Source organism: uncultured Caulobacter sp. (assembly GCF_937900395.1).
Taxonomy (GTDB): Bacteria; Pseudomonadota; Alphaproteobacteria; order Caulobacterales; family Caulobacteraceae; genus Caulobacter.
On record NZ_CALCDX010000237.1, the window covers coordinates 12,653 to 37,401 of the forward strand.

At 68.1% G+C, this 24,749-nt stretch carries 24 protein-coding genes and 2 pseudogenes; 9 read left to right on the top strand and 17 right to left on the bottom strand.

Annotated elements, in window-relative coordinates; all coding sequences use genetic code 11:
• Positions 1 to 161: 161 nt before the first annotated feature.
• Positions 162 to 1,052: an alpha/beta hydrolase gene (locus tag Q0379_RS21230; RefSeq protein WP_299016467.1), complete on the bottom strand. Its 891-nt coding sequence runs from the start codon at positions 1,050 to 1,052 to the stop codon at positions 162 to 164.
• A gap of 72 nt (positions 1,053 to 1,124) precedes the next feature.
• Here Q0379_RS21230 and Q0379_RS21235 point away from each other — a divergent pair, with 72 nt between their 5' ends.
• Entirely contained in the window at positions 1,125 to 1,559 is a 435-nt protein-coding gene (locus Q0379_RS21235; RefSeq protein WP_299016471.1) for a DUF488 domain-containing protein, read from the top strand.
• A gap of 23 nt (positions 1,560 to 1,582) precedes the next feature.
• Here the strand turns inward: Q0379_RS21235 and Q0379_RS21240 are convergent, their stop codons facing one another.
• Entirely contained in the window at positions 1,583 to 2,374 is a 792-nt protein-coding gene (locus tag Q0379_RS21240) for an SH3 domain-containing protein (RefSeq protein WP_299016474.1), read from the bottom strand.
• 82 nt (positions 2,375 to 2,456) lie between these two features.
• Here Q0379_RS21240 and Q0379_RS21245 point away from each other — a divergent pair, with 82 nt between their 5' ends.
• Complete coding sequence (locus Q0379_RS21245) at positions 2,457 to 3,317, top strand: crotonase/enoyl-CoA hydratase family protein (RefSeq protein WP_299016475.1); 861 nt, start codon at positions 2,457 to 2,459, stop codon at positions 3,315 to 3,317.
• 397 nt (positions 3,318 to 3,714) lie between these two features.
• Here Q0379_RS21245 and Q0379_RS21250 read toward each other — a convergent pair whose 3' ends face one another.
• The 5 genes from Q0379_RS21250 to Q0379_RS21270 all read right to left on the bottom strand — a co-directional run bounded on the left by Q0379_RS21250 (position 3,715) and on the right by Q0379_RS21270 (position 9,182).
• On the bottom strand, positions 3,715 to 5,142 hold the full coding sequence (locus Q0379_RS21250) for an alpha/beta hydrolase (RefSeq protein WP_299016476.1): 1,428 nt from the start codon (positions 5,140 to 5,142) through the stop codon (positions 3,715 to 3,717).
• A gap of 75 nt (positions 5,143 to 5,217) precedes the next feature.
• Positions 5,218 to 6,045 (bottom strand): MipA/OmpV family protein, encoded by an 828-nt coding sequence (locus Q0379_RS21255; RefSeq protein WP_366519343.1) that lies wholly within the window; start codon positions 6,043 to 6,045, stop codon positions 5,218 to 5,220.
• Between the two features lie 41 nt (positions 6,046 to 6,086).
• A complete protein-coding gene (locus tag Q0379_RS21260) occupies positions 6,087 to 7,319 on the bottom strand; it encodes a pentapeptide repeat-containing protein (RefSeq protein ID WP_299016477.1) in 1,233 nt (410 codons plus the stop codon).
• 102 nt (positions 7,320 to 7,421) lie between these two features.
• Positions 7,422 to 8,381, bottom strand: a complete 960-nt coding sequence (locus Q0379_RS21265) for a magnesium transporter CorA family protein (protein ID WP_299016478.1) — start codon at positions 8,379 to 8,381, stop codon at positions 7,422 to 7,424.
• Positions 8,382 to 8,477: 96 nt separating this feature from the next.
• A complete protein-coding gene (locus tag Q0379_RS21270) occupies positions 8,478 to 9,182 on the bottom strand; it encodes a CHAP domain-containing protein (protein WP_066730175.1) in 705 nt (234 codons plus the stop codon).
• 588 nt (positions 9,183 to 9,770) lie between these two features.
• On the opposite strand from Q0379_RS21270, the gene Q0379_RS21275 reads away from it, so the two are divergent.
• Positions 9,771 to 10,559: a TerC family protein gene (locus tag Q0379_RS21275; protein ID WP_299016483.1), complete on the top strand. Its 789-nt coding sequence runs from the start codon at positions 9,771 to 9,773 to the stop codon at positions 10,557 to 10,559.
• A 253-nt stretch (positions 10,560 to 10,812) separates the two neighbouring features.
• Here the strand turns inward: Q0379_RS21275 and pstS are convergent, their stop codons facing one another.
• Positions 10,813 to 11,832, bottom strand: a complete 1,020-nt coding sequence (gene pstS / locus Q0379_RS21280) for a phosphate ABC transporter substrate-binding protein PstS (protein WP_299016485.1) — start codon at positions 11,830 to 11,832, stop codon at positions 10,813 to 10,815.
• Positions 11,833 to 11,970: 138 nt separating this feature from the next.
• Complete coding sequence (locus tag Q0379_RS21285) at positions 11,971 to 14,130, bottom strand: primosomal protein N' (RefSeq protein ID WP_299016487.1); 2,160 nt, start codon at positions 14,128 to 14,130, stop codon at positions 11,971 to 11,973.
• Between the two features lie 123 nt (positions 14,131 to 14,253).
• Between Q0379_RS21285 and Q0379_RS21290 the strand changes: the two genes are divergently transcribed.
• The 4 genes from Q0379_RS21290 (at position 14,254) to Q0379_RS21305 (ending at position 18,702) form a co-directional block, all read left to right on the top strand.
• Complete coding sequence (locus Q0379_RS21290) at positions 14,254 to 14,934, top strand: DUF484 family protein (protein ID WP_299016489.1); 681 nt, start codon at positions 14,254 to 14,256, stop codon at positions 14,932 to 14,934.
• Entirely contained in the window at positions 14,931 to 15,845 is a 915-nt protein-coding gene (locus Q0379_RS21295) for a tyrosine recombinase XerC (protein WP_299016491.1), read from the top strand. Before Q0379_RS21290 ends, Q0379_RS21295 begins: the two co-directional genes overlap by 4 nt.
• 152 nt (positions 15,846 to 15,997) lie before the next feature.
• Entirely contained in the window at positions 15,998 to 18,010 is a 2,013-nt protein-coding gene (locus Q0379_RS21300) for a methyl-accepting chemotaxis protein (RefSeq protein ID WP_299016493.1), read from the top strand.
• Positions 18,011 to 18,117: 107 nt separating this feature from the next.
• The gene (locus tag Q0379_RS21305; protein ID WP_299016494.1) at positions 18,118 to 18,702 is read left to right on the top strand and encodes an alpha-ketoglutarate-dependent dioxygenase AlkB; all 585 of its coding nucleotides are present in this window, start codon (positions 18,118 to 18,120) and stop codon (positions 18,700 to 18,702) included.
• Here the strand turns inward: Q0379_RS21305 and Q0379_RS21310 are convergent.
• Together Q0379_RS21310 and lpdA are read right to left on the bottom strand one after the other, a co-directional pair.
• Positions 18,693 to 19,064: a hypothetical protein gene (locus Q0379_RS21310; RefSeq protein WP_299016496.1), complete on the bottom strand. Its 372-nt coding sequence runs from the start codon at positions 19,062 to 19,064 to the stop codon at positions 18,693 to 18,695. The genes Q0379_RS21305 and Q0379_RS21310 overlap by 10 nt on opposite strands.
• A gap of 92 nt (positions 19,065 to 19,156) precedes the next feature.
• On the bottom strand, positions 19,157 to 20,557 hold the full coding sequence (gene lpdA / locus Q0379_RS21315) for a dihydrolipoyl dehydrogenase (protein ID WP_299016498.1): 1,401 nt from the start codon (positions 20,555 to 20,557) through the stop codon (positions 19,157 to 19,159).
• Positions 20,558 to 20,821: 264 nt separating this feature from the next.
• Here lpdA and Q0379_RS21320 point away from each other — a divergent pair, with 264 nt between their 5' ends.
• Positions 20,822 to 21,523 (top strand): AcvB/VirJ family lysyl-phosphatidylglycerol hydrolase, encoded by a 702-nt coding sequence (locus Q0379_RS21320; RefSeq protein WP_299016500.1) that lies wholly within the window; start codon positions 20,822 to 20,824, stop codon positions 21,521 to 21,523.
• On the opposite strand, the gene Q0379_RS21325 is transcribed toward Q0379_RS21320, so the two are convergent.
• From Q0379_RS21325 to Q0379_RS21345, 5 genes are all read right to left on the bottom strand, one after another.
• Positions 21,520 to 21,927 carry a type II toxin-antitoxin system VapC family toxin gene (locus tag Q0379_RS21325; protein WP_299016502.1) on the bottom strand — a complete coding sequence of 136 codons (408 nt, stop codon included), beginning with the start codon at positions 21,925 to 21,927 and terminating at the stop codon, positions 21,520 to 21,522. The genes Q0379_RS21320 and Q0379_RS21325 overlap by 4 nt on opposite strands.
• Positions 21,924 to 22,196 carry an AbrB family transcriptional regulator gene (locus Q0379_RS21330; protein WP_299016503.1) on the bottom strand — a complete coding sequence of 91 codons (273 nt, stop codon included), beginning with the start codon at positions 22,194 to 22,196 and terminating at the stop codon, positions 21,924 to 21,926. Before Q0379_RS21330 ends, Q0379_RS21325 begins: the two co-directional genes overlap by 4 nt.
• A gap of 65 nt (positions 22,197 to 22,261) precedes the next feature.
• A complete protein-coding gene (locus Q0379_RS21335) occupies positions 22,262 to 22,606 on the bottom strand; it encodes a DUF3088 family protein (protein ID WP_299016505.1) in 345 nt (114 codons plus the stop codon).
• Positions 22,607 to 22,815: 209 nt separating this feature from the next.
• Complete coding sequence (gene sucB / locus Q0379_RS21340; protein WP_299016507.1) at positions 22,816 to 23,694, bottom strand: dihydrolipoyllysine-residue succinyltransferase; 879 nt, start codon at positions 23,692 to 23,694, stop codon at positions 22,816 to 22,818.
• A gap of 7 nt (positions 23,695 to 23,701) precedes the next feature.
• Positions 23,702 to 23,845: a hypothetical protein gene (locus tag Q0379_RS21345; protein WP_299016509.1), complete on the bottom strand. Its 144-nt coding sequence runs from the start codon at positions 23,843 to 23,845 to the stop codon at positions 23,702 to 23,704.
• Positions 23,846 to 24,025: 180 nt separating this feature from the next.
• On the opposite strand from Q0379_RS21345, the pseudogene Q0379_RS21350 reads away from it, so the two are divergent.
• A pseudogene (locus Q0379_RS21350) lies at positions 24,026 to 24,490 on the top strand (shikimate kinase); the annotation flags it as partial.
• A 66-nt stretch (positions 24,491 to 24,556) separates the two neighbouring features.
• On the opposite strand, the pseudogene Q0379_RS21355 reads toward Q0379_RS21350, so the two are convergent.
• Positions 24,557 to 24,749: pseudogene (locus Q0379_RS21355) on the bottom strand (GTPase HflX); the annotation flags it as partial.

Here is a 24,749-nt window from a genome sequence, read left to right on the forward strand (position 1 = left end):
CAAAATCTTTTTTCCGTCGTCATCCCGGCCGGAAGACCGCGTAGCGGGCTGTAGAGCCGGGACCCAGGGGTCGCCGCACTGCCGCCCCCCTGGGTCCCGGATAGCCTCTTCGAGGCTTCCGGGATGACGAGCGTTTATCGGTTGGAGCTCTGCCCCCTTAGCTACCCCGTCGCCATGTCGAACAGGGCGTCGCGGACCACGTCCGGGCGCTCCATCGGCAGGAAGTGGCTGGTCCCCGGCACGGTCTCGATCCGCACGTCGCGTCCGCGGCGCGCGAAGCCTGGGCCCGCGCGACAGGTCGAATGCTTTTCGGCTTTCAGGATCCGGACCGGGGCCTTGGCCTGCCGCACCGCGCGCCAAGGATCATGCGCCTGGGCGGCGTAGTTCGAGGCCTCCCAGGCCGGCGCGCAGGCCAGGCTGACCGCGCCCTCCGGCCGCTCGACGAACCCGCCGGCCACATAGTCGGCCAGCATCGTCTCGGGCCAGGTCTTGAAGGCGCCCCGGCCCTTGTAGGCGGCGAAGGCGGCCTCGCGGCTGTCGAACACCGCCCGGCGACGCAGGGCCCCCTGCACCATCGGCATGCGCTTCCACATCCGGCCCGAGGTCCAAGGGGCCTTGGCGTAGAGCATGCCCAGCCACGGCATGATCACGGGATCCAGCAGGACCAGACCCTTGACCCGCTCCGGCCGTTCGGCGGCGGCCAGCAGGCTGACGGTTCCGCCCATCGAGTGGCCGGCCAGGACGACCGGCGGCCCGTCCAGGGCGTCGAGCAGGCCGACGAGATCGTCTCGCAGGTCGCGCCAGGACCGCCGCCCCTCCGGATCGGCGGGCAGGGTCGTGGCGCCGTGGCCGCGCTGGTCGATCGCCAGGATGCGCAGGCCGGCCGCCAGGGGCGAAAGCAGCGTTCGGTAGGTCTGGGCGTTGAAGCCGTTGGCGTGGACGAAGACGATGTCGATCGGTCGATCGGTCGGGCCGAATTCCAGGCCCGCGATCTCGCCGCCGGCGACCGGCGTGGCGCGCTTGCGCGGTTCGCGAAAGACGGCCGCGTCCATCGGTGGGCTCCTGTGGTCCAGACGAGACTAAGTTAGGCTCGCGATCGGCGCGCGTCCATGGAGAGGCGAGAGATGAACAGACTGGCGACCATCGGCTACGAGACCGACACCCAAGCCGGGATGATCCAGCGCCTCAAGGCCGCCGACGTCGAGCTCGTCGTCGACGTCCGCGCCGTCGCCAGCTCGCGCAAGGCCGGCTTTTCCAAGACCTTGCTGGGGAACAGCCTGAACGCCGAGGGCGTCGGCTATCTGCATCTGCGCCCGCTCGGCACGCCCAAGCCCGGCCGCGACGCCGCGCGGGCCGGACGCACCGACGAGATGCGCCAGATCTTCAACGCCCACCTCGAGGAGCCGGCGGCCCAGCTGGCCCTGGCCCAGGCCACGGAACTCGCCAGGGCCAAGCGGATCGCCCTGCTCTGCTACGAGGACGATCCCAACTGCTGCCACCGCCAGATCGTCGCCGACCGCATCCGCGCGACGCTGAAGTGCGAGGTCGTGGACCTGTAGCCGCGGCGTCCTGGAGAAGGCCCCTAGGCCTGGGTCAGCTGCCATTCGCCGCGGGCGTCGCGACAGGCGCTGTAGCGCTGGCTGGAGGTTCCGCGTCCACCGACCGAGACCGAGGCGTCGATCACCCGGCAGCTGGCGATCGTCTGGCCCGCCGGCCGCACCAGGGAGTCGGCCGCATAGCCGACGGCCTCGCCGCCGCGCCCGACCAGCACCCAGCCGCCCGCCGGCGCCAGGCCGAGCGCGTCGAAGGTCTCGCCCGCCGCCAGCCTGCCGACCACCGCCGTCCGCGTGGAGGGGCCGGCGCGGAGGTTGGCGGTCGATCCGGCCACATAGGCGCCGCCGGCGGCCTCGTAGCTGGGCAGGGCCTGGACACCCGGCGCGAACCGCATGTTGCGGCTGTCGATCGGCGGCCCATAGCTGGACGACGCCACGCTGACGCGGCCCGAATTGCCGGTGCGCTTGTTGTACCAGCTCTGGGCGACGCCGGTTTCCAGAGCCTTCTTGGTCGCCTGCTCGGCCAGGGCGGCGTCGGTCGACTGCATCCGGCAGCCGATGTACGAGCCCGCCGCCGCGCCGGCGGCCGCGCCGATCAGCGTGCCTAGGGTCTTTTCGTTCTTGGCCAGGCTGCGGCCCAGCAGGGCCCCGGCGGCCGCGCCGATCAGGGCGCCGCCCTCCTGCTTCTTGCCCGACCCTTCGCACGAGAACAGCCCATTCAGGGGCCGCGACTGCGCCAGGGCCGGAGCTGGGGTCGCCGCCAAGGCGGACGCGGTCAGAGCCGCCGTCGCCAGGACCGATGAGAGCTTGCGCGCGTTCATCTCGTTGCCTCTTCCGTCAGGTCATCGTTGTCGCCGCCCGCCACCCGGCCGATAGTCGCCGCAAGCGAAAAAGGAGGTCGGCATGAGCAGCCACGATCAGGTCGAGTATAGCTGTTTCAAGGTCGAGATCGAAGGCGGCGTCGCCCACATCCAGCTGAAACGCCCCGAGGCCATGAACACCATGACCCGGCCGTTCTGGAACGAGCTGCCGGCCATTGTCCGCGAGATCGACGACAACGCCCGCGCCCGCTGCATCGTCATCTCCTCGACCGGCAAGCACTTCAGCGCCGGCATGGACCTCTCCGTCTTCACCGACGACGAGGGCGTCACCGTCCGCCAGGACGCCGACCGCTGGGTGGCGGCCGAGAGCTTCCGCCGCTTCGTCCATCACCTGCAGGAGACCTTCAGCTGCCTGGACCGGGCGCGGATGCCGGTGATCGTCGCCATCCAAGGCGGCTGCATCGGCGGGGCGGTCGACTTCGTCAGCGCCTGCGACATCCGCTACGCCACCGCCGACGCCTTCTTCTCGATTCAGGAGATCAACATCGGCATGACCGCCGACGTCGGCACCTTCCCGCGCCTGTGCAAGCTGATCCCCGAGGGCTGGGTGCGCGAACTGGCCTATACCGGCCGCCGCCTGCCGGCCGTCAAGGCGCGCGACATCGGCCTGGTCAACGAGCTCTTCGACACCCACGAGGCCCTGGTCGACCACGCCCTGGCCACCGCCCGCGAGATCGCCGAGAAGTCGCCCCTGGCCGTCGCCGGCAGCAAGGTGATGATCAACTACGCCCGCGACCACTCGATCGCCGACGGCCTCGACTACATCGCCACCTGGCAGACGGGCATGTTCTCCGGCCCCCATATGGCCGAGGCGTTCGCCGCCAAGGCCCAGAAGCGGGACGCGGTGTATCCGGACCTGCTGCCGCTGAAGAAGAAGATGTGAGGCGGTTGGAAAACCCTCTCCCAAGGGAGAGAGCGGGGCCCGCCGCGTAGCGGTGGGAGGGTGAGAGGTTTCGGCCCCGGTGGTAGATGGAGTGAAATTCCTTCTCCCCGGAGGAGGAGCCCGCCTTACATCTCACGGCGAGACGATCGCAGGGCTGCAGCCTCCAAGAGATGTAAGGTTAGCCCCGACCTCGCGAGGTCGGCTTACGACCCGTTGCAGACGCCAAACGGAATCCCTCTCTCATGGAGAGAGGGATTCCGAAGAGTCCGCAATCCACCCTTCTCGGCCCCTCGGAACGCCCGCTCGCGGGTCCCCCGGGCTTCGCCTACCCCCTCACCCTCCCATCGCTGCGCGATGGGCCCCGCCCTCTCCCGCCGGGAGAGGGTTTCCAGCCGCGTCACCCCGCGTACGTAAACACCATCGGCGTATCCGCCGCCGGCAGGCAGCTCCGATCCACCGGCTTCGTCGGATCCTGGAAGAACCCGCGGATCATCTTGCGCACGCACGGGCTGCTCCGCGAGACGCCGTGGGTGGCGTTGGTGACGATGACGACCTGCGAGCCCTCGTAGCCCTTGGACGCGGCCTTGGTCAGCTCCGGCGGGCAGCCGGGGTCGATCTCGGCGGCCAGGAACAGGGTCGGGATGGCCGTCTTGACCGGCGCCTGTTCGGCCTTGGAGATGGGCTTAACGTCGATGGCGGCGCAGACGTCGTGGATCCGCTGCATCGAGGCGACCATCAGGCGGGCGACCGGATCCTTCTCCGTGCCCTTGGCGACGTCCGCGCGGGCCTCGAACGGGATCTCCTCCTTGCACAGGTGGGTCATGAACTGGCCCTCGCTGTAGTAGTCGCGGCTCTCGACGAATTCGGCCACCGGCGAGACGTCGCCCTGGATGATCTTCCAGAGGTCGCGCGGCAGCACGCCGGCGGTGAAGTAGCTGGCGTCCATCAGATAGCCGCCCAGGTCGTCGGCCGTGTAGGTCTTGCCGTTGATCGTCTGCGGTCCGGCCAGCCAGCGCTCGGCGACGACGGCCAGCTTGGCCTTCAGGTCCGGGTAGCGCTGGGCGCATTCGGCGACGACCGCGCACTTGGCCATGACAATGTCGATCGAACTGGAGACCATGGCCGGCCCGCCGACCGTCCAGTCCGCTTCCGGCGGCCAGGGCGAGTCCTGCACCACCGCCCGCACGCCCTGGGGCGCGTGGGTCTGGATGGCCGCCTCGATCCGCGTGCCGTACGAGCCGCCGAACAGGTCGATCATCGGCAGCTTCAAGACCTGGCGCAGGTCCTGGACGTCCTTGGCGACCTCGACGGCGTTGTAGCGCGACAGGTTCACGCCCTGGGCCTGGAAGGCCTTCAGGCAGGCGACGATGCCGTCCTTGTCCTTGTCGGACGGCGGGCCGGCGTCGGTCAGGTTGGTCCCGGGGCAATTCAGGTTCGGGTTCGACTGGCCGCCGCCGCGCTGGTCGATGAAGATCCAGTCCTGGTCGACCGCGACGTACTCGCGCGGGGCCTTGCTCTTCAGCATGCGCGGCAGGCCAGCGAGGGCCGAGCCGCCGGGACCGCCGTGCAGATAGACGACCGGCGGCAGGCCGGGCTTGGGCGCCGAGGCCTTGACGACGGCCACCGCGACGCTGATCCGCCGGCTCTTGGGATCGCCCCGCGTCTCGTCGACGATCAGGTTTCCGCACTGGACCTTGAGGTCGACGTCCTTGTAGTCGCCGACGCAGGCCGTCGGCTTGAACTGGGGCGCGGCGGCGTGGGCCGCGCCGCCCAGGCCAAGGAAGGCGAGCACGCCGGCGGCGGCGATCCAGGACAAGCGCGGCATCGAAAAACTCCTGCGGTTCTCATCGCATCAACACCAAGGTCGAAGCGCGCCGCAAGGCTTCCTTTGCGTCGGGGCCTAGAACCTGTAGGCGACCGAGACGAACGCCGCCGGTTGGGTCGGGTCCATGACGATCGGGCTTTTCTTGGCGTCGCCCCTCAGGCTGCTCACCGAACCGGTCGCGCCCAGGGTCACCTTGTCGTTCAGCCGATAGCTGGCGGTCAGCGAGGCCGAGACATCCTTCAGTCCGCCGCCGGGGCGATAGGCGGTCAGGCCCGAGGCGGCCGCCTGGCGCGCATCGATCCCGAAATAGGCGCGGTGGTAGGCGCCGTCCGCCCAGGTCGCCGAAACGCTGGGGATCAGGGTCAGTCGCGCGGACGCCCGGACGGGCATGGCGAGGCTTGCGTCCACCAGGGTCCCGTCAACGTCGCCCGTCAGCGCCCGGGTCGCGCCGAGGCTGGCCGCCAGCCCGCCCAGGCGGGCGTCGGCGGAGATCCGCGCGCCCGCGCCGCCCGAAAGCCGGCCGACGCCTGCCGGCGCGTCGCGGCGGCGATAGCCCGGCACATAGGTGACGCCGGCGCCGACGCTGACGGCCGAGCCCTCCAGCAGCGTGGCGCCGACACCCCTGCGCGTGTTGACGAAGAAGCGGCCGTATTTGAGGTCCAGCACCGGGAACGGGATCAGACGATAGTCGTCCGCGCCCTGATAGGCGGGCGCATACACGCCGGCCACGCCGACGATGGCGCGATTCTGATCACGATCTTGAGCCAGGGCGGGGGCCGCCAGCGCGGCGGTCAGGCAGGACAGGGCGACAGCCGTGGCGGCGCGGGTCATGGGCGGGCGGCTCCGAGTTCGAGCGGCCTCCGCCGCCGAGGGCAGATTGGCCACGTCCGTTGACGGGATCATGTCAGTACGATCCCTGAAGCCTTTACGCATGAAACGCGCTTTCAGACGCCGAAGATCGCCGGCAATTCGGCGCCGCGCAGATCCGCGCCGTCCAGCTTGGCGCGATCGAGATCGGCTTCCAGCAGCCGGACGCGCGGGGCGCTGGCGCCGCGCAAGTCGGCGCCGCGCAACACCGCCCGGCTCAGGTCGGTGCGCAACACGCGGCCATCGCCGATCTTCAGCGGCCCCAGCTTGGCGTTCGACAGGTCGGCGCGCGACAGCTGAGCGCCCATCAGCCGCGCCCCCCGAAGATCCGCCCCGCGGAGCTTGGCGCCGCGCAGGTCCGCTCCGACCAGGTTGGCGGCCTGCAATTGCGCGCCCTCCAGGTCCATGCCGAAGAACACAGCCTCCGGCGCGACCAGGCCGCTGAGAAGACGGTTCTTGAGCCGCCTTAACGGACGGAAATCGACGCCCTTGGTCTTGGCCGCCTTGCCCTCGGCGCCGTGGGACCGGCAGAAGAGCTCATGGGCCTCGATCACTTCATTGAGGGGGAGGTCGTCGATATAGATGAGCGGCGGGGGCGCGCGCAGCACCTCGCTCAGATCGGCCGCGCTCAGATCCGCGCCGCTGGTGTCCGCGCCCACCATCACGGCCCGACGCAGCGAGACCTTGGTCAGATCGGCGCTTTGCAGATTGGCCCCCGAAAGGTCCGCGCCGTCCAGGCAGGCGTTGGCCAGCTTGGCGCCCTGCAGGTTGACGTGGGAGAGGTCGGCGTCGGTGAAGTCGGCCCGACGCGCCAGCGCTCCCGACATCTGGGCGCCGCTGAGGTTCGCGCCCTGCAGCAAGGCGTAGTCCAGCTCTCCGGGACGCTTGGCGTGGTCCAGGATCCGCAGACCCTTGGTGTCGTCCTGCACGGCCGTCAGGCCCTCGCGCAGGTCGCAACGGGAAAGGTCCGCGCCGCCCAGGTTGGAGCCGCGCAGACAGGCCCCGCGCATGTCGGCGCGGGACAGGTTGGCGTCGCGCAAGTCGGCGTCGCGCAGGTCGGCGCCGTAGAGCGTGGCCCTCATCAGCCGCGCGCCGCGCAACGATGCGCCGGCCAGGAGCGCGCCCGTGAGGTCCGCCTCGGACAGCTCGACCCCGTCCAGGTCGTAATTGTTCAGGTTCACATAGGACAGAACGGCCCGGCGACCGGCCGGCAGGCCTTTCAGAAAGCGGCCATGCGCCTCCACCGCTTCGCGCACCACCGAGGGGTGGAGATTGCGGATCAGGCTGGGTCGGGAAGATGCGGGACGCATCGGCGCAAGGAGCGTTCTGTTTGAAAGATCGTTGAGCGCCGAGCATGGTCCGCCCAGCCTTAAGGCAAGGTTCAAAACCGCGACGAAAAGTCGCGTTTGCGCCTACAGCCAGCCCTTGCGCTTGAACCACAGCAGCGGCGCGCCCGCGACCAGGACCATCAGGGCGATGGCCATCGGATAGCCCTCGATCCAGCGCAGTTCGGGCATGTGCTCGAAGTTCATGCCGTAGATGCCGGCGATCAGGGTGGGCGGCATCAGCACCACCGAGAACACCGAGAACACCTTGAAGATCGAGTTCTGCTCGATGTTGATCAGGCCCAGGGCCGCGTCGAGCAGGAAGGTGATGTTGCCGGCCAGGTAGCTGGAGTGGTCGGTGATCGACTGGACGTCGCGCTGCAGCGACTTCAGGTGATCGCGCAGCTCGCGCTCGCCGTCGAACTGCTCGGCCAGGGCGGCGAAGCTCAGCAGGCGCGCCAGGCTGACCAGGCTGTCGCGGGCCTTGGAATTGATGTTCTGGGCGCGGCCCAGGCTTTTCAGGATCTGCTCGAAGGCCGCGCCGCGCGGGCGGCCGAAGATGGCGCGCGACTGCACCTCGACCTCGGCGGCCGTGCGCTCGAGGATGTCGGCGGTGCGGTCGACGATGGCGTCCAGCAGGCCAAGGAACGTCTGCAGGCCGTTGGGGCAGAGGCTGGGCTGGCGCTCGGCCTGGGCCGCGAACACCGAAAAGGCGCGGGGCTCGACATAGCGGATGGTGATCAGCCGCGCGCCCGCCAGGACGAAGGTCACCGGCGCGGCGGTCGGCAGGTCCCCGTCGGCGTTGACCAGGACGGTGGCGGTCATGAAGGTCCCGCCGTCCTCCTGGTAGAGGCGCGAGGAGGCCTCGATCTCGGCCATCTCTTCCCGGGTGGGCAGCAGGAGGCCGATCGACTGTTCGACGGCCACTTCCTCGGCGCGGGTGGGATCGACCAGCTCGATCCAGACGGTGTCCGCGGGTACGCGCCAGTCCGGGGACAGGCCGCCCGCCTCGAAACCGGGCGCGCCGTGACGGAGGATTCTCAGCATGGACGCCGCCCCTGGAGAAGCGCTCTTCCGCTAGGGTCGCAAAGACCCTGGCCGCAAAGCGCTGCGGGTCGGGTGTGCCCCGGCCCGCGCTTCAGGTCAACGCGGCGCGTTTTGCTTGTTGGCGTCGGTGGTCGACGAAGAGCCGCCCCCCGTGGCGGCCTCGATCAGAGCGGCGATACGATCGGTCGAATCGGCGGCCTGACTGATGATGTCCAGCGGCGAGGCGCGAACCGACGAAGCCACCTGGTTGGCGGCCTGCTTGGCGGCCGACACGACGGCGTTCTGGGCCATGGCGATCTTGCTGGTGGCCATGGCGATCTTCATCGCCTGGGCGTCCTGATAGATGAAGCCGTTGGTCGGATAGACGGTGTTGCCGAGGTCGCGGATCGGGTCGTACCAGACCTTGACCTGGCTCCAGTCGCCGTTGGCGGAGACGTCGACGACGGTGACGTCCTTTTCGATCTGGCCGCGATCGCCCTCGATGACGGACCAGTTGGCGTGGGTGACCTGAATGACGCGGTCGGTGAGCACCTGGCTCACGAAGGCGACGTGGCCCAGGTTCATCCGGGCGGTCGGCTTGAAGGAGAGGACCGAGCCGATCTTCGGCACCGAACCGGTTTCGTATTTGCCGGCAGCCTGCGACCACCAGGTGCGGGCGTCGCCGAAAATCTGGATGCCGGACATCAGGCGCGCGAAAGGAACGCATTGCCAATAGCCGTCGGCGGTTGCCACCGCCGGCGCCAGGCTGATCATGGCGGCAGCGGCCAGGGAACCCAGGAGGGCCCTCGTCCGTTTCGTCATGCTGTGGGTACTCCCCCGCGTTACTGGGTTAAGGGATAACCTTCCCATGGACGTGTGAAAAGAGTCTTTATGTCGCAGATGTCATCCGCGAGCGGCGCCATTTGACGCGGGGCGAGGAAGTTTCAGCGTCGCCAGCCACCCCTTCCGCCTCGACATGCGAACGCCGTTCGCCAGCTTCTCCGGCCTCGATCGCAATCAAGACCGCGTCGGAAATATCGACGTCATCTCCACCGATACTGGACACCCCAACTCCCGTCCTTTCCACCGCGAAAACGCGTCGCTCGGTGACCTGGAAGACTGACAGCTGATCTCATCGGCGTCCTTGATCATCTTAAAGATCCAGGACGAAATGGCTGCTCAAAATTGGTCTCGAAAGCAGACGTCTGCGGCTAAAAAAACCACGTTGATCAATTGATCGGCGTCGGGGCGCGCGAACCCGGAAAGCCCCACCGAATCGTTGACCGCGGCGGGCGGATGTCGGTTGTTTTTTCCGTCGCCAATCTCGACAAGAACGGCGTTCGCCCCCATCTCATGACGTTAGGCGGTTTCGCGCGGGGAGGCGCGGAGCCACATCCTTTGTGGGGATCAATGAACGAAATACTCAGCCTGCTCACCGACCCAGCCGCCTGGGCCGCGTTGGTCACGCTTGTCGTCATGGAAGTCGTTCTGGGGATCGACAACCTCGTCTTCATCTCAATTCTGTCCAACAAGCTGCCGCACGAGCATCGCCAGAAGGTGCGCAGGATCGGTATCTCGCTGGCGCTGATCATGCGCCTGATCCTGCTGTCGACGATCGCCTTCATCGTCGGCCTGACCGCCCCGGTCTTCGACCTCGGCATCACCGGCCCGGTCGGATCGCATGGCGAGCCCGGCTTCGAAACGGCCTTCTCGTGGCGCGACCTGATCCTGATCGCCGGCGGCGCCTTCCTGATCTGGAAGGCGACCAAGGAGATCCACCACACCGTCGATCCCGGGAAGAGCGACGACGTGCTGGAGAAGGACAAGGCGACGGTCGTGATCTCGAACGTCGGCTCGGCGATCTTCCAGATCATCCTGCTAGACCTGGTGTTCTCGATCGACTCGATCCTGACCGCCGTCGGCATGACCGATCATCTGCCGATCATGGTCGTCGCGGTGCTGATCGCCGTCACGGTGATGTTGCTGGCCGCCGACCCGCTGGCCAACTTCATCAACAACAATCCGACCGTCGTGATGCTGGCGCTCGGCTTCCTGCTGATGATCGGCACGGTGCTGATCGCCGAAGGCTTCGGCGCCCATGTGCCGAAGGGCTACATCTACACCGCGATGGCCTTCTCGGCCGGGGTCGAGGGCCTGAACATGCTGGCTCGGAAACGCGACGCCAAGAAAGCCGGATAGGCGAAACGCGCCGTCTACTTCCCGCGTTGGGGCGTGATAGTCGAGCTGATCGACTGTCACGCTTCCCAAGGCCCAGATGACGTCCCCCGCCCCCTGCGCTTGCGCCAGCCGATCGGCGACGCGCCGGTGTTCCTGGGAGCCGCAGGTGCGCGCCGGCCATCGTTTTCCTGCGGAACGCTGGGCCCCAGGCACAAGGCCTGGGGAGGCGGGTTGTGTTGGAGGTTAAGTGAGCGGGAGGAATCCCTCTACGCGCCTACTTCCACTTCGCCTGGACGGCGGCCTTCACCGAGGCCGGAACCGGGGCGTAGCCCAGAGCCGCGATGTCGGCGTCGCCGTTCTTGTAGCCCCAGGTGAAGAAGTCGCGGACGCGCTTGGCGCGGCCCGGATCGGCGTCGTCGCGCAGCAGGCCGTAGCTGACCAGGACCAGCGGCCAGGTCCCCTTGCCGGGCTGGTCCAACGTCTGGACGCCGAACCCCTTGCTGGCCGTCCAGGGCGCCGAGGCGGCGAAGGCCGAGAAGGCGGCCGGCGACGGCGTGACGAAGGTCCCGTCGTGGTTCTTCAGCGCCACGAGATCCAGCTTGTGGTCCAGCGCGTAGGCGTATTCGACATAGCTGATCGTGCCCATGGTGCCGGACATGATGTCGCTGATCCCGCCATTGCCCTTGCCGCCCAGTCCGGTGGGCCAGTTGACGGTCTCGCCGGCCCCGGGACCGGTCTTCCATTCAGGGCTGACCGACGAGAGGTAGCTGGTCAGCAACAAGGTCATGCTGGCCGGATCGGTGCGGTGGGCGACGGTGATCGGCCAGTCCGGAAGGTCGAGGCCCGCGTTCAGCGCCTTGAGCGCCGGATCATTCCACTTGGTGATCTTGCCCAGGAAGATGTCGGCCAGCGCCTTGGCGTCCAGTTTCAGCTTGCCGCTCTCGAGGCCCGGCACGTTGGTGACCAGCACCGTGCCGCTGATCACGAACGGGAACTGCGAGAGGCCCTTGGCCTTAAGATCGGCGTCGGAGATCGGCATGGCGGTGACGCCGAAGTCGGCGGCCTTGGCCTCGATCCGGCTGATGCCGAAAGCGGAGTTGTGACCCTCATAGGCGATCGGTTCGCCCCCGGCCTTCTGGTAGTCGGCGATCCATGCCTTGAACAGCGGCGCCTGAATCGAACCGCCCGCGCCCGACAAGGGCGTGCCCGGTTGGGGCGCGGCGGACTGGGCGACGGCGGAACCCGCCAAGGCCATGCCAAGAACGAACGCCACCGAAATACCGAGCGACCTCATCTCCATTCCTCCTAATGAGAAGGCGTCGGCCTTCCTCCGCGGCGCGTTCGTCGCGCCGTCGTCAACCGGACACTGGAGGAGCGTGCAGAGACACGGAATGTGACCGGTGGACGCAGCGAAGCTTGGCGCCCGCGAGGCTCAGAGGAAGCTGTAAGGATCCACGTCGATGACCACCCGGACCGAGTTCGGGATCTTCGCCCGCGCCCGCCAGGCGGACATGAAGCCCTGCAGGTCGACGTTGCGCTCGGCCCGCACGAGAAAGCGTTTGCGGCGACGGCCGCGCACCAGCGACAGCGGCGCGTCGGCGGGGCCGAAGACCTCGACGCCCTCGGCGTTGGGGATCACCGCCGCCAGGGCGTCGACATAGGCCTCAAGCGCTGCGGCGTCGGGTCCGGAGGCGATCAGCGCCGCCAGCCGCCCGAACGGCGGAAGACCCGCGTCCTGACGCATGGCCATCTCGGCCTCGACGAAGGCATCCCGGTCCTGCGCCGCCAGAGCCCGCATCACCGCGTGGTCCGGCGCATAGGTCTGCAGCAGGGCCCGCCCCGGCTTCTCATGGCGCCCCGCGCGCCCCGCGGCCTGGGCCAGCAGCTGGAAGGTTCGCTCGCCCGCCCGCAGGTCGCCGCCCCGCAAGGACAGGTCCGCGTCGACCACGCCCACCAGGGTCAGGTTCGGGAAGTTGTGCCCCTTGGCCGCCGCCTGGGTGGCCACCAGGATGTCGATCTCGCCGGCGGCCATGCTGGCGACCAGGCTCTTGGCGGCCTCGGCGTCCATCACCGTGTCCGACGAGAACACCGCCACCCGCGCATCGGGGAAGATATGCCGCGCCTCCTCCTCGACCCGCTCGACGCCCGGACCGATCGACACCAGCGAGTCCTTGGCCCCGCAGTGGGGGCAAACCTCGGGCTTCTTCATCGAGAAGCCGGTCAGGTGGCAGACCAGGCGGCCGGTATAGCGGTGCTCGACCAGCCAGCTGTCGGTGTCGGGCGACTTCATCTTCTCACCGCAGGCCCGGCAGAGCACGAGCGGGGCGTAGCCGCGCCGGTTCAGGAACAGCATCGCCTGCTCGCCCCGCTGTAGCGTGACCGCCATGGCCTTGATCAGCGGCGGCGACAGCCAGCGCCCCGGCTCCGGCGGCGTCTGGCGCATGTCGATCAGGTCGATGTCGGGCAGCTGCGCCGCCCCGTGCCGCGCCGACAGGCGCAGCCAGCGATAACGGCCGATCTGCGCGTTGTAGAGGCTCTCCAGCGACGGGGTGGCCGAAGCCAGCAATACGCTGGCGCCCTCGATCTTGGCGCGGGCCACGGCCAGGTCCCGGGCCTGGTAGATGAAGCCCTCCTCCTGCTTGAACGAGCCGTCGTGCTCCTCGTCGACGACCAGCAGGCGCAGCTTGCGGAACGGCAGGAACAACGCCGAGCGGGCCCCGACGACGATGCGGGCGTCGCCGCTGGCGACCGCCTCCCAGACCTGACGGCGGCGCGGCGGCGAGACGCCCGAATGCCACTCGGCCGGGACCGCGCCAAACCGTTGCTCGAAACGCGCCATCACCGCCTGGGTCAAGGCGATCTCGGGCAGCAGCACCAGCACCTGAGCCTCGGGATCCTTCAGCGCCTCGGCCACGGCCTCCAGATAGACCTCGGTCTTGCCCGAGCCGGTCACCCCGTCCAGCAGGGCGGCCTGGAAGCCACCGGCGTCCAGCATCTCCTTCAGCACATCGACGCAGGCCGCCTGGCCGGGATTGAGCGCGCGGGCCGGCAGGGAGAGATCGGGCTGGGGCAGACCGCGCTCCGGCTCGACGAAATCGACCGCCAGAGCCCCCTCGTCCACGAGCCCCTTCACGACGCCGGCCGAGACGCCCGCGGCCGAGGCCAGGGCCGCGCTCGACAGCTTCGTCCCCTCGGCGGCCGCCAGCACCTTCAGCCGCGCCGGGGTCATCCGCGCGGGCTGGACCCCAGTCACGACCAGCACCTTGTCGGGCTTGGGCGGCGGATGGCGCAGGCCGCGCAAGGCCATGGCCAGCGGCCAGCCGGGCACGTCGACCGAATAGCGCGCCGCCCACTCGACGAAGGTCAGCACGCCTGGCGGCAACGGCGGGTCATCGAGCTTGCCCTGCACCACCTTGAGCGGCCGATTGCCGCCCGTCCCGTCGCGCACGGCCGTGACAACGCCCCGGATCACGCGCGGCCCCAGGGGCACGGCGACGTGGTCGCCGACGGCCAGGTCCAGCCCTTCCGGCTCGGCGTAGTCGAAAGCCTCCGGCAAGGGCATCGGCAGCAGGACGGAAGCGATACGCGGCATAGCCAGACGCTTCTGCCGCGAAACGCTCCCCAGGTCGAGAGTGCGCACGGCGCCGCTTATCAAGACCCCGTTAACCGTCTTGGGGCTTCATCGACCCGTCATTTCACCAGACTCGGGGCACCCATGAGCGACGCGACTCGCGCGGCCAAGAAGACGACGGTCGACGCCGACAGCGTCCGGGCGTTCCTGCGCACCCAGCCGCAGTTCCTGCGCCAGGACGAGGACCTGCTGGGGGAACTCGGCCTGAAGGTCGACGCCAGCAACGTGCTCGACTTCGGCCCGGCGGCCCTGGCCAAGGTGGCCGCCGCCCACAAGCGCGAGGCCCTGGCCCGTCAAGCGATCGAGGCCAACGCCCGCGCCAACTACTCCGCCCAGGCCCAGACCCACGCCGCGGTCATCGACATGCTCGACGCCCGCAACCACTCCGACCTCGCCCGCCGCGTCGACGAGCTGTCGGTGCTGCGCTTTGGCCTCGCCGCCGGGGTGATCGCGCTGGAGGGTCCGAACCGCGTTCCCGCCGGCTGGCGCGCCCTCGCCGAGGGCCAGGCGGACATGCTGGTCGGCGACGCCCCAATCGCGCGCATGGGCTTCTTCGCCCCCGCCCTGCCGCTGTTCGGCGACAAGGCCGAGCTGATCCGCAGCATGGCCTTGGTGCGCATGGCGATCTGGGAGCCGCGCCGCGAGGCGGTGCTGGCCTTCGGCTCGACCGATCCCGAGGCCTTCATGCCCGACATGGGCACCGAACTCGTGAACTTCCTGGGCCGGGTGGTCGAACGCACCGCCGAACGCTGGCCGGTCCTGTGACGGCTCGCCAGGCCCTCGCCGCCTGGCTGGACCACCTGACGCTGGAGCGCCGGGCCTCGCCGCGCACGGTGCGGGCCTACGGCGACAACGTCCTCGCCTATCTGAACTTTCTCGAGACCCACCGGGGCGAGGCGCTGAGCGTCGCCGCCCTAGGCGAGATCTCGACCGCCGACCTGCGCGGTTATTTGGCCTTCCGCCGCCAGGGGGAGAACGCCCTAGCCCCGCGCTCGATCTCGCAGGCCCTGTCCTCGATCCGCGCCTTTCACCGCTATGTCGACCAACGCCATGGTGTCGCCAACGCCGCCATCGGCCTGGTGCGCGGCCCGCGCCTGAAGATCGGCCTGCCCCGCCCCGTCTCGGAGGACCAGGCCCGCGACCTGATCGCCGAGGCCTCGGGCGACACCGAGCGCGAGCCGTGGGAGACCGCCCGCGACGAGGCGGTGCTGACCCTGCTGTGGGGCTGCGGCCTGCGCATCTCCGAGGCCCTGTCCCTGACCTGGAGCGACGTCCCGCTGGGCGCGGCGCTGCGCATCACCGGCAAGGGCGGCAAGACCCGCATCGCGCCCGTGCTGGACGCCGTGCGTGACGCGATCGCCGTCTATGCCGACGAGTTGCCGTTCGTCCTCGGGCCCGACGAGCCGCTGTTCCGGGCCAAGCGCGGCGGTCCGCTGTCGCCGCGCCATGTCCAGGGCCTGGTTCAGACCCTGCGCGGGCGCCTGGGCCTCTCGGACCGGGTGACGCCGCATGCCTTCCGCCACGCCTTCGCCACCCACCTGCTGGGCGCCGGCGCCGACCTGAGGACCATCCAGGAGCTCCTGGGTCACGCTTCGCTGTCCACGACCCAGCGCTACACCCAGGTGGACGCCGCGGGCCTCTTGGCGGCCTATCAGGCAGCGCATCCCAAGGCCTGAAGGCCACACCTTACGTAGGGTTATCTGCGACAGACTGTCGCGTTAACGGCCTAAGCTGCCGGAATTAACCGCGATTTTACGTCAGGCAGAGCTTCTTGATCGCGAGACGCGCGCTTTCCGCGTTGCCGGAACGCAGCCCCCGAGAGGCTATCATGAAGTTCGACGACCTGAAGATTTCGACGAAAGTCGCTTTGCCCGCCGTCATCCTGACGGTGGTCGCGCTGGCGATCGTGGGCATGGGCGCCTGGCAGGCGCGTCAAGCCGAACAGGCGACCCAGGTGCTGGTCGAACAGCGCGCGCCGGCCGAACTCGCGGCCGCTCGCTTCAATCGGCGGGTGACCGCCATCGGCTACGGCGCCTATCGGACGGTGTCGTACGACGGGACCTCGCCCGAGGCCAAGGCCGCCAGCGACGACGTCGATAAGGCCTACAAGGAAGGCAAGAAGTATCTCGCCGCCATCAAGGAAGCGGACCCCACCTCGGCCAAGCAGGTCGCCGACTTCTCCGCACGCCTGGAAAAAATCTACACCAACGCGCGCCAAGGCGCCGACATGGGCCTGCAGAACGCCAATGAGGCGGCGGTCATGATCATGGCGATCATCGACCCGGACATCACCAGCCTGAACGAGGACGTCAACAAGTTCGTCTCGGTCCACTCGAAGGAGACCGATGCGATGGTGGCCGCCTCGGCCAAGCAAGCCCTGACCAACACGATCGTCTCGGTGCTGTTTGGCGTGATCGCCGCCGGCTCGGCCCTGCTCTTCGCCCTGTGGATCGGGTCGCGCAAGATCGCCGCCCCGCTGAACGCGACCGCCAAGACCATGGAAGTCCTGGCGGGCGGCTCGGTCGAGGTCGAGGTCAAGGGCGCCGATCGCAAGGACGAAGTCGGCGCGATGGCCCGCTCGGTCCAGGTGTTCAAGGACAACGCCGTGGCCCTGCGCACCGCCGAGGCCGCCCAGGCTCGCGCCAATTCCGAGGCCGAGGCCGAGCGCCGCCGCAACCAGGAAATGGCCGAAGCCGCCGCCAAGGAGCAGGCTCAGGTCATGGAAATCATCGCCGCCGGCCTGAACCGCCTGGCCGAGGGCGACCTGACCTACCGCCTGGATCAGGACATCCCCGAGAGCTACAAGCGCCTGCAAACCGACTTCAACGGCGCGGTGACGCAGCTGGAAGAGACGATGCGCACCATCGTCCACGCCGCCAGCAGCATCGGCGCCGGCTCGGACGAGATCGCCTCGGCCTCCGACGACCTGTCGCGTCGCACCGAGCAGCAGGCCGCCAGCCTGGAAGAAACCGCCGCCGCCCTGGACGAGATCACCGCCACCGTGCGTCGCTCGTCGGCCGGCGCCCAGGAAGCCGCCAAGGTCGTGGGTTCGACCCGCGGCGACGCCGAACGCTCCAGCGTGGTCGTGCGCAACGCCGTCGACGCCATGAACGAGATCGAGAAGTCGTCGCAGGAGATCAGCCAGATCATCGGCGTGATCGACGAAATCGCCTTCCAGACCAACCTGCTGGCCCTGAACGCCGGCGTCGAAGCCGCCCGGGCGGGTGAAGCGGGCCGCGGCTTCGCGGTCGTCGCTCAGGAAGTCCGGGCCCTGGCCCAGCGCTCGGCCGACGCCGCCAAGGAGATCAAGACGCTGATCTCGACCTCCAGCCAGCAAGTGAACCAAGGCGTGAGCATGGTCGGCCAGACCGGCGAGGCCCTGCAGGCCATCGTCTCGAAGGTCGGCGAGATCGACGCCCTGGTCGGCGAAATCGCCTCTTCGGGCCAGGAGCAGGCCACCGGCCTCAACCAGGTCAACGCCGCCGTCAACCAGATGGACCAGACCGTCCAGCAGAACGCCGCCATGGTCGAGCAATCGACCGCCGCCGCCCACTCGCTGAAGGGCGAGGCCGGCAACCTGCTGAAGATGATCGGCCGCTTCCGCGTCGGCGGCGCCGCGGCCGCCGCCCCGTCCTCGAGCGCCAGCTCGGCCCGCGCCGCGACCCGTCCGGCTCCCGCCCCCTCGCGTCCGGCCCCCGCGCCGGCCAAGGGGCCGGCTCCGGTCTCGGCCAGCAGCCGCCCGGGCCTGAACCCGGTGGCCGCGGCCCAGGCCAAGGTCGCCAGCTTCGCCAAGAGCTCGGCCGCTCCGGCCGCCTCGGCCGACGACTGGGAAGAATTCTAAGCTCCAGTAAGCGTAGCGCCCCGTTCATGCGGCGGGGCGTCTCCTCCCCTAAGCGACTTCAAGGCCCCGTCCCCCGACGGGGCCTTTTTCTTGGGCGCTGCGCCCCCATGTCAGACGTCATGCAAGCCGATCTGTTCGCGCTCCAGCCTCCCCCCGGCCTCCCCGAGGGCCTTTTCCACCGTCCCGACCTGATGACGCCGAGCGAGGAGCGCGATCTCGCCGCGCGGTTCGAGGCCCTAGCGTTCAAGCCGTTCGAGTTCCGAGGCTATGCCGGCCACCGTCAGGTCGTGGCGTTCGGTTGGCGCTATGACTTCGGGCGGCGCAGCCTGGATCCGGCGACGCCGATACCGGACTTCCTGCTGCCGCTGCGCGAAACCGTCGCCGCCTTTGCCGGCCACGCGCCCGAAGCGTTCGAGCAGGCGCTGGTCTCGCTGTACGAGCCGGGCGCGGCGATCGGCTGGCATCGCGACCGGCCCGAGTTCGGCGACGTCGCGGGCGTGTCCCTGCTGACGCCCTGCCGTTTCCGCCTTCGGCGACGCGTGGGCGAGACCTGGGAGCGGCGCGCGTTCGAGGCCGCGCCGCGCTCGGCGTATCTGCTCAGCGGGCCCGCAAGGACGGCTTGGGAGCACAGCATCCCACCGCTGGAAACGCGGCGTTATTCGGTGACGTTCCGAACCCTGGCTCAGGGCTGAGGCGTATCGCGACGCACCACGATCGGGGTCGAGATGGCGCAGCCATCGACCGTGCGCAGAACCGCGCGCTCGCCATGCGCGGGCGGCATCTCGCCCAACTTCCGGGCCCTAGCGGAGGAACGGCGAGCCAGGATCTCGGTGGAGCGAGGAGATTCAGCCGCGACGCCCCGAGCGTGCTCCACGCCGTAGCCTCGGCACTTGGCGATCCGCCCCATCCGCGCCTGCCAAGCCTCGCGCTGCTTGGCGTCGCGCATCACCTTGCCGGCCGGCGGAGGCGGCGATTGAACGAACGGCGCGGGCGGCATCTCAACCCGTGGAGCGGCCTGAAGGGCGGCCGCGAAGGCCATGACCGATAAAAGCATGGCGGGGCTCCGTCTCCGAAACCCCGCCACTCTACGTCCGATTGTTCGGACGCAAACATTAAGTTTCGGACAGGTTGCCCCGCCCGCCGGCCTTAAGCCTGCATCGTCCAGCCTTCGACGCCCATCGCCGCCTGGCGGATCGCCTCCGAGCGGGTGGGGTGCGGGTGGCAGGTGCGAGCGATGTCTTCCGACGCACCGCCGAACTCCATGGCCACGCAGACCTCGGCGATCATGTCGCCGACGTTCGGGCCGACGGCGTGAGCGCCCAGGATGCGGTCGGTCTTGGCGTCCGCCAGGATCTTCACGAAGCCGTCGGTCTCGTGGTTGATCTTGGCGCGGCTGTTGGCCAGGAACGGGAACTTGCCGATCTTGTAGGCGACGCCCGCGGCCTTCAGGTCGTCCTCGGTCTGACCGACCGTGGCGACTTCCGGGCTGGTGTAAACGACGCCCGGAATGATGCCGTAGTTCACGTGGCCGGCCTTGCCCGCGATCAGCTCGATGCAAGCCACGCCTTCGTCCTCGGCCTTGTGGGCCAGCATCGGACCCGATGTCACGTCGCCGATCACCCAAACGCCGGCGACGCCGGTCTTGAAGTGATCGTTGGCGATCATGCCGCGCTTGTCCGGCGTGATGCCGACCGTCTCCAGGCCCAGGCCTTGAGTGTACGGACGACGGCCGATCGCGACCAGCACGTAGTCGGCCTCGATCGTCTGGGCGTCGCCGCCGGCGACCGGCTCGAAGCCGAGCTTGACGCCCTTGGCCGAGGCCGTCGCGCCGGTGACCTTGGCGCCCAGCTGGAACTTGAAGCCTTGCTTGGTCAGGATCTTCTGGAAGGCGTTGGCCACCTCGGTGTCCGTGCCCGGCAGGATGCGGTCGAGATATTCCACGACGGTGACTTCCGCGCCCAGGCGCTTCCAGACCGAGCCCAGCTCCAGGCCGATCACGCCGGCGCCGACGACGATCAGGTGCTTGGGCACTTCCGGCAGCGACAAGGCGCCGGTGGAGTCGACGATGCGCTTGTTGTCGATCGTCACGCCCGGCAGCGGGGTCGGCTCGGAGCCGGTGGCGATCACGATGTTCTTGGTCTCGAGGGTGGTTTCCGAACCGTCCTCGGCCTTCACGACCACCTTGCCGGCGCCCTCGATACGGCCCCAGCCCTTCACGTAGTCGACCTTGTTCTTCTTCATCAGGAACTCGACGCCCTTGGTCAGGGCTTCGACGCTCTCGGCCTTCTGGGCCATCATCTGGGGCAGGTTCAGCTTGGGCTTCACCTCGATCCCCAGCTTGACGAATTCCGGACCCGTCGCGGCGGCGTACAGTTCCGAGGCGTGCAGCAGAGCCTTCGAGGGCATGCAGCCAACGTTCAGGCAGGTGCCGCCCAGCTTGCCGCGGCCTTCGACGATCGCGACCTTGAGGCCCAGCTGGCCAGCGCGGATCGCCGCGTTGTAGCCACCAGGACCGCCACCGATGATGACGACGTCGTACTGAGCCATGGGTCTATCGCCTTCAGGACGCGCCGGGATCGGCGCCGGACAAGATATGGGGCCTCGCCGGCCATATTGTCAGACCTTTGGAGGCGGGTGTTCCTTAGAACCAGACTGTTAAAAACGGAACAACCTTTCGTCGTCCGCGCCCTTGAAAATCAAGGAGAAGGCGGGAAACGCACGGCGGCGCCCTCCCCGCTCCGGGGATCGCCACAAGCTTGACACTAGAGCGCCTGGAGAGGGTCACCGGGCCGTGTCGTCCTTAGAGTCATGATGACCCGCCTGCGCCTCTTTGGCCTGTCCGCCGCCTTGGCCTCCGTCGCCGCCGTCTGCGCCTTCTCGGCCGCCTTCGCGCGATCGACGCCGACCTGGACCGGTCCCGTCGTCGTGCCCAGCGCCCAGGACGGCGACACCCTGGCGGTGCTCTATTCAGGCGACGGCGGCTGGGGCCCGCTGGACCAGAAGGTGGCGCGACGGCTGGCCGACAACGGCGTGCCGACGCTCGGGATCAACTCGCTGGCGTATTTCCGAACCGATCGCACCGTCGACAGTGTCGCCGCCGACCTCGCCAAAGCCCTGCGGGGCTACGAGCGCCAGTGGGGCCGGCGCAAGGTGGTGCTGATCGGCTATTCGTTCGGGGCCGACGCCTTGCCGGCGATCATCCCGAAGCTGCCGCAGGACGTCCGCGCCCAGGTCAGCCGCGTGGTGCTGATCGGAACCGGGCCGGACGGCGACCTGCGCTTTCATCCGGTCAGTTGGCTGAACCTGGCGCCCCGTGACTCGTTCCCGGTCGCCCCGGCGATCGCGGCGCTGAAGGACGTGAAGATCACCTGCGTCTATGGCGACAAGGAGCGGCGCGACATCTGCCCCACCCTGCCCGACGACAAGGTCGCCAAGATCCGCCTGCCCGGCGGCCACCACTTCAATGGCGATTACGGCCGCCTGGGCGACGCGGTGCTGGAGGCCAGCCGCTAGAGCGACCAGTCTTCCAGGGAGAGGCCTTCGATCCGGGAAAATTCCCGCGTGTTCGAGGTGACCAAGGTCCAACCGCGATTCAGGGCTTGGCCCGCGATCAGGAGGTCGTAAGGACCGATCGGCGTACCCGCGCGCTTAAGCGCTTCGCGTATGCGGGCGGCGACCTCCACATCGTCCTGGGACAACGGCTCAATGACGACATCCCGTAAGAAGTCGGCGAGATGTCTGGCCGCTGCCTCAGGATCACGGCTGGCGAATACGCCGAACCGCAGTTCGTGGTGCACGATTACCGAGGCAGCCATGAGTTCGGCGGCGAGCACGGCTTCGATGTAGCGCTCCCGGACCTTGGGGCGCCGTCCTTGGGTCAGATCGACAAAGACGTTCGTATCGAGCGCCAGGGTCACCAGTCGAAGTCACGCTCTTGCATGGGCGGCTGATCACGATCGGGGAAATCGGCGCCGCCTTCGGCGTCGATACGCGCGAACATGGCCTCAAGCTCGGCGCGCGTTCGCGGCGGCTTCACCGTCGCCGGCTCCAGAATGACGGCGTTACCCTCGCGGCGAAGAAGCACTTCCGCGCCTTCGAACGCAAAGCCTTCAGGCAGCTGAACGGCCTGGCCGCCACGGTGCGTGAAGAGCTTGGCCCTTGCCGGCGCGATCTCGAACTTTCCCATGGGGCCGTCCTATCTACGCTCGGATAGTATAGTATCCGGGACCGCAGCTCAAACGCGCTCTAGATCTAGAGCGGCGCGGCCAGGCCGTGCTTGGCCGCCAGGTAGCGCGTGATCGGGCGGGCGTCAGTGAGGAATGACAGGCCATTCGCCGACAGGATCTCGCCGTGCGGACCGGCGTCGGGCGCGGCTTCCGCCAAGACCAGGGTCGGGGCGTTCTGGTGGTCTTCGCCGAGCCGTTCAACCAGCGGCGCGCGCGGCCGGGCGTAGTCGACACGGACGATCTCCAGCGCCTCGCGCAGCGCCGGATAGGTCGCCAGATAGCCCTCCATCATCGCGCAGTCGGGGCAAAAGCGCTGGGCGCCGTCCTTCTCGAAATGCGGCTTCAGCAGATAGAGCGTGTCCTTGGCCATTGTCCCAGGTCCTGAAGTGCGAACGGCCCCGACGTAGAGCCTTTAGCCTGAAATCGGAATCGATTTCCGGCGTTAAAAAGGCTCTAAAGTTAGATACTTAGAGCGTAAGATCAGCCGAAACCGGTTCCCACTTTCGGCCTCACGCTCTAGGACGCCGGGGCCGGAAAAGCAAAGAAGCCCGCCGGTGAGGGCGGGCTTCTCGGGGTCTCTTAGAGGTCCAGCAGCAGGCGCTGCGGGTCTTCCAGGGCTTCCTTGACCTTGACCAGGAAGGTCACGGCGCCGGCGCCGTCGACGACGCGGTGGTCGTAGGACAAAGCGAGGTACATCATCGGACGGATCTCGATCTTGCCGTTGACCACCATCGGGCGTTCCTTGATGGCGTGCATGCCCAGGATGCCCGACTGCGGCGCGTTAAGGATCGGGGTCGACATCAGCGAGCCGTAGATGCCGCCGTTGGTGATCGTGAAGGTGCCGCCTTGCATGTCCTCGATGGCCAGGCCGCCGGTGCGGGCCTTCTTGCCGAGGTCGCCGATGGTCTTTTCGATCTCGGCCAGGTTCAGCACGTCGGCGTCACGGACGACCGGAACCACCAGGCCCTTGTCGGTGCCGACGGCGACGCCGATGTCGTAGTGGTTCTTGTAGATGATGTCCTGACCGTCGATCTCGGCGTTGACGTCCGGGATCGCCTTCAGCGCGGCCACGACGGCCTTGGTGAAGAACGACATGAAGCCCAGCTTCACGCCGTGGCGCTTTTCGAACACGTCCTTGTACTGGGCGCGCAGGGCCATCACGGCGCTCATGTCGACCTCGTTGAAGGTCGTCAGCATGGCGGCGGTGTTCTGGGCTTCCTTCAGGCGGCGCGCGATGGTCGTGCCCTTGAAATCGCGTTCCGCGAGCAATTGGAGATAGACGCGGATATCGTTCACGCCAGCACTCGCGCTCGAAAGCCGCTTATCCGTGAGGAACTCCCGATAATCGGCAAGGTCGCGCGCATAGGCATCGAGCGTGTTCTTCGCCCCGCCCCGCTCTGCCGCGACCATGGCGAGAAACGCGCGGACATGCCTGTCGGAACCAGGCTTTTCGCTCACGACGCCCTCAATTCTTCGGCTTCGGCGTCGGGATGATGACGGTAATCTCGCGCTGTTCCGGCTCCACCATCGCGCCAAGCGCATAGAGCGCGCCATAGCCAAGCCCGGCGAGAAGACCAAGGAACACGAGAATGCGCGCGAGGAGAAGCATCGCCGAACCGCCCTGAAAGCCCGCCGTTTATCCGCCGCAGATCACGCCAAGGCAAGAGGCGCGCGAAAAGCGGCGCAACAAAGCCGGACGAAGTTCGGCGCAATGTGACAAAAGTCGGTGGATATTTGCCGAAGATTTTGCATTAGGTGTCCACGCCTGCCGTTTCGCACAAAAAAGAAGATGACCGAGACCGAAGCCCTGCCCCCGCCCAACCCCGTGGCACAAGAGACGACCAAACGCCTTCTGGAAAAGCTCGGAGGGCGGCATCTCGTGCTGGTGGGGCTGATGGGCGCCGGCAAGACCTCGGTCGGCAAGCGGCTTGCGCAGCGCCTTGGCCTGCCCTTCATCGATTCGGACCATGCGATTGAGGAATCGGCGCGGATGTCGATCCCCGAATTCTTCGCGCTCAGGGGCGAGGTCGAGTTCCGCGCCGGTGAGCGCAAGGTGATCGCGCGGCTCTTGAGCGAAAAGCAGCAGGTGATCGCGACTGGCGGCGGAGCCTATATGGATGCGGAAACCCGCGCCCGCATCCGCGAGCATGGTGTTTCCCTCTGGCTGAACGCCGAATTGCCGACGCTGATGCGTCGTGTGCAACGCCGACAGAACCGTCCGCTGCTTCAGAATGCCGATCCGGAAGCCACGATGCGCGAGCTGATGGCCAAGCGATATCCGGTCTATGCCGAAGCGGATGCGACGATCCTCGCGCTTGGGCCGCACGAGGCGGCTGCGCTGATAGTTCAGATGCGCGAGCTCAACCTGCAGCGTGCCTTCGCGAGTCTTGGCGCGGCGGCCGAAGATTTCGAGGATGATGCCGGTGCGGTCGAGCACCTTGGCCTTCAGTTCCTTTTCGAGATTGCGCTGCTGGATCGGCGTCAGCGGATGATCGACCACGACGAGTTCGATG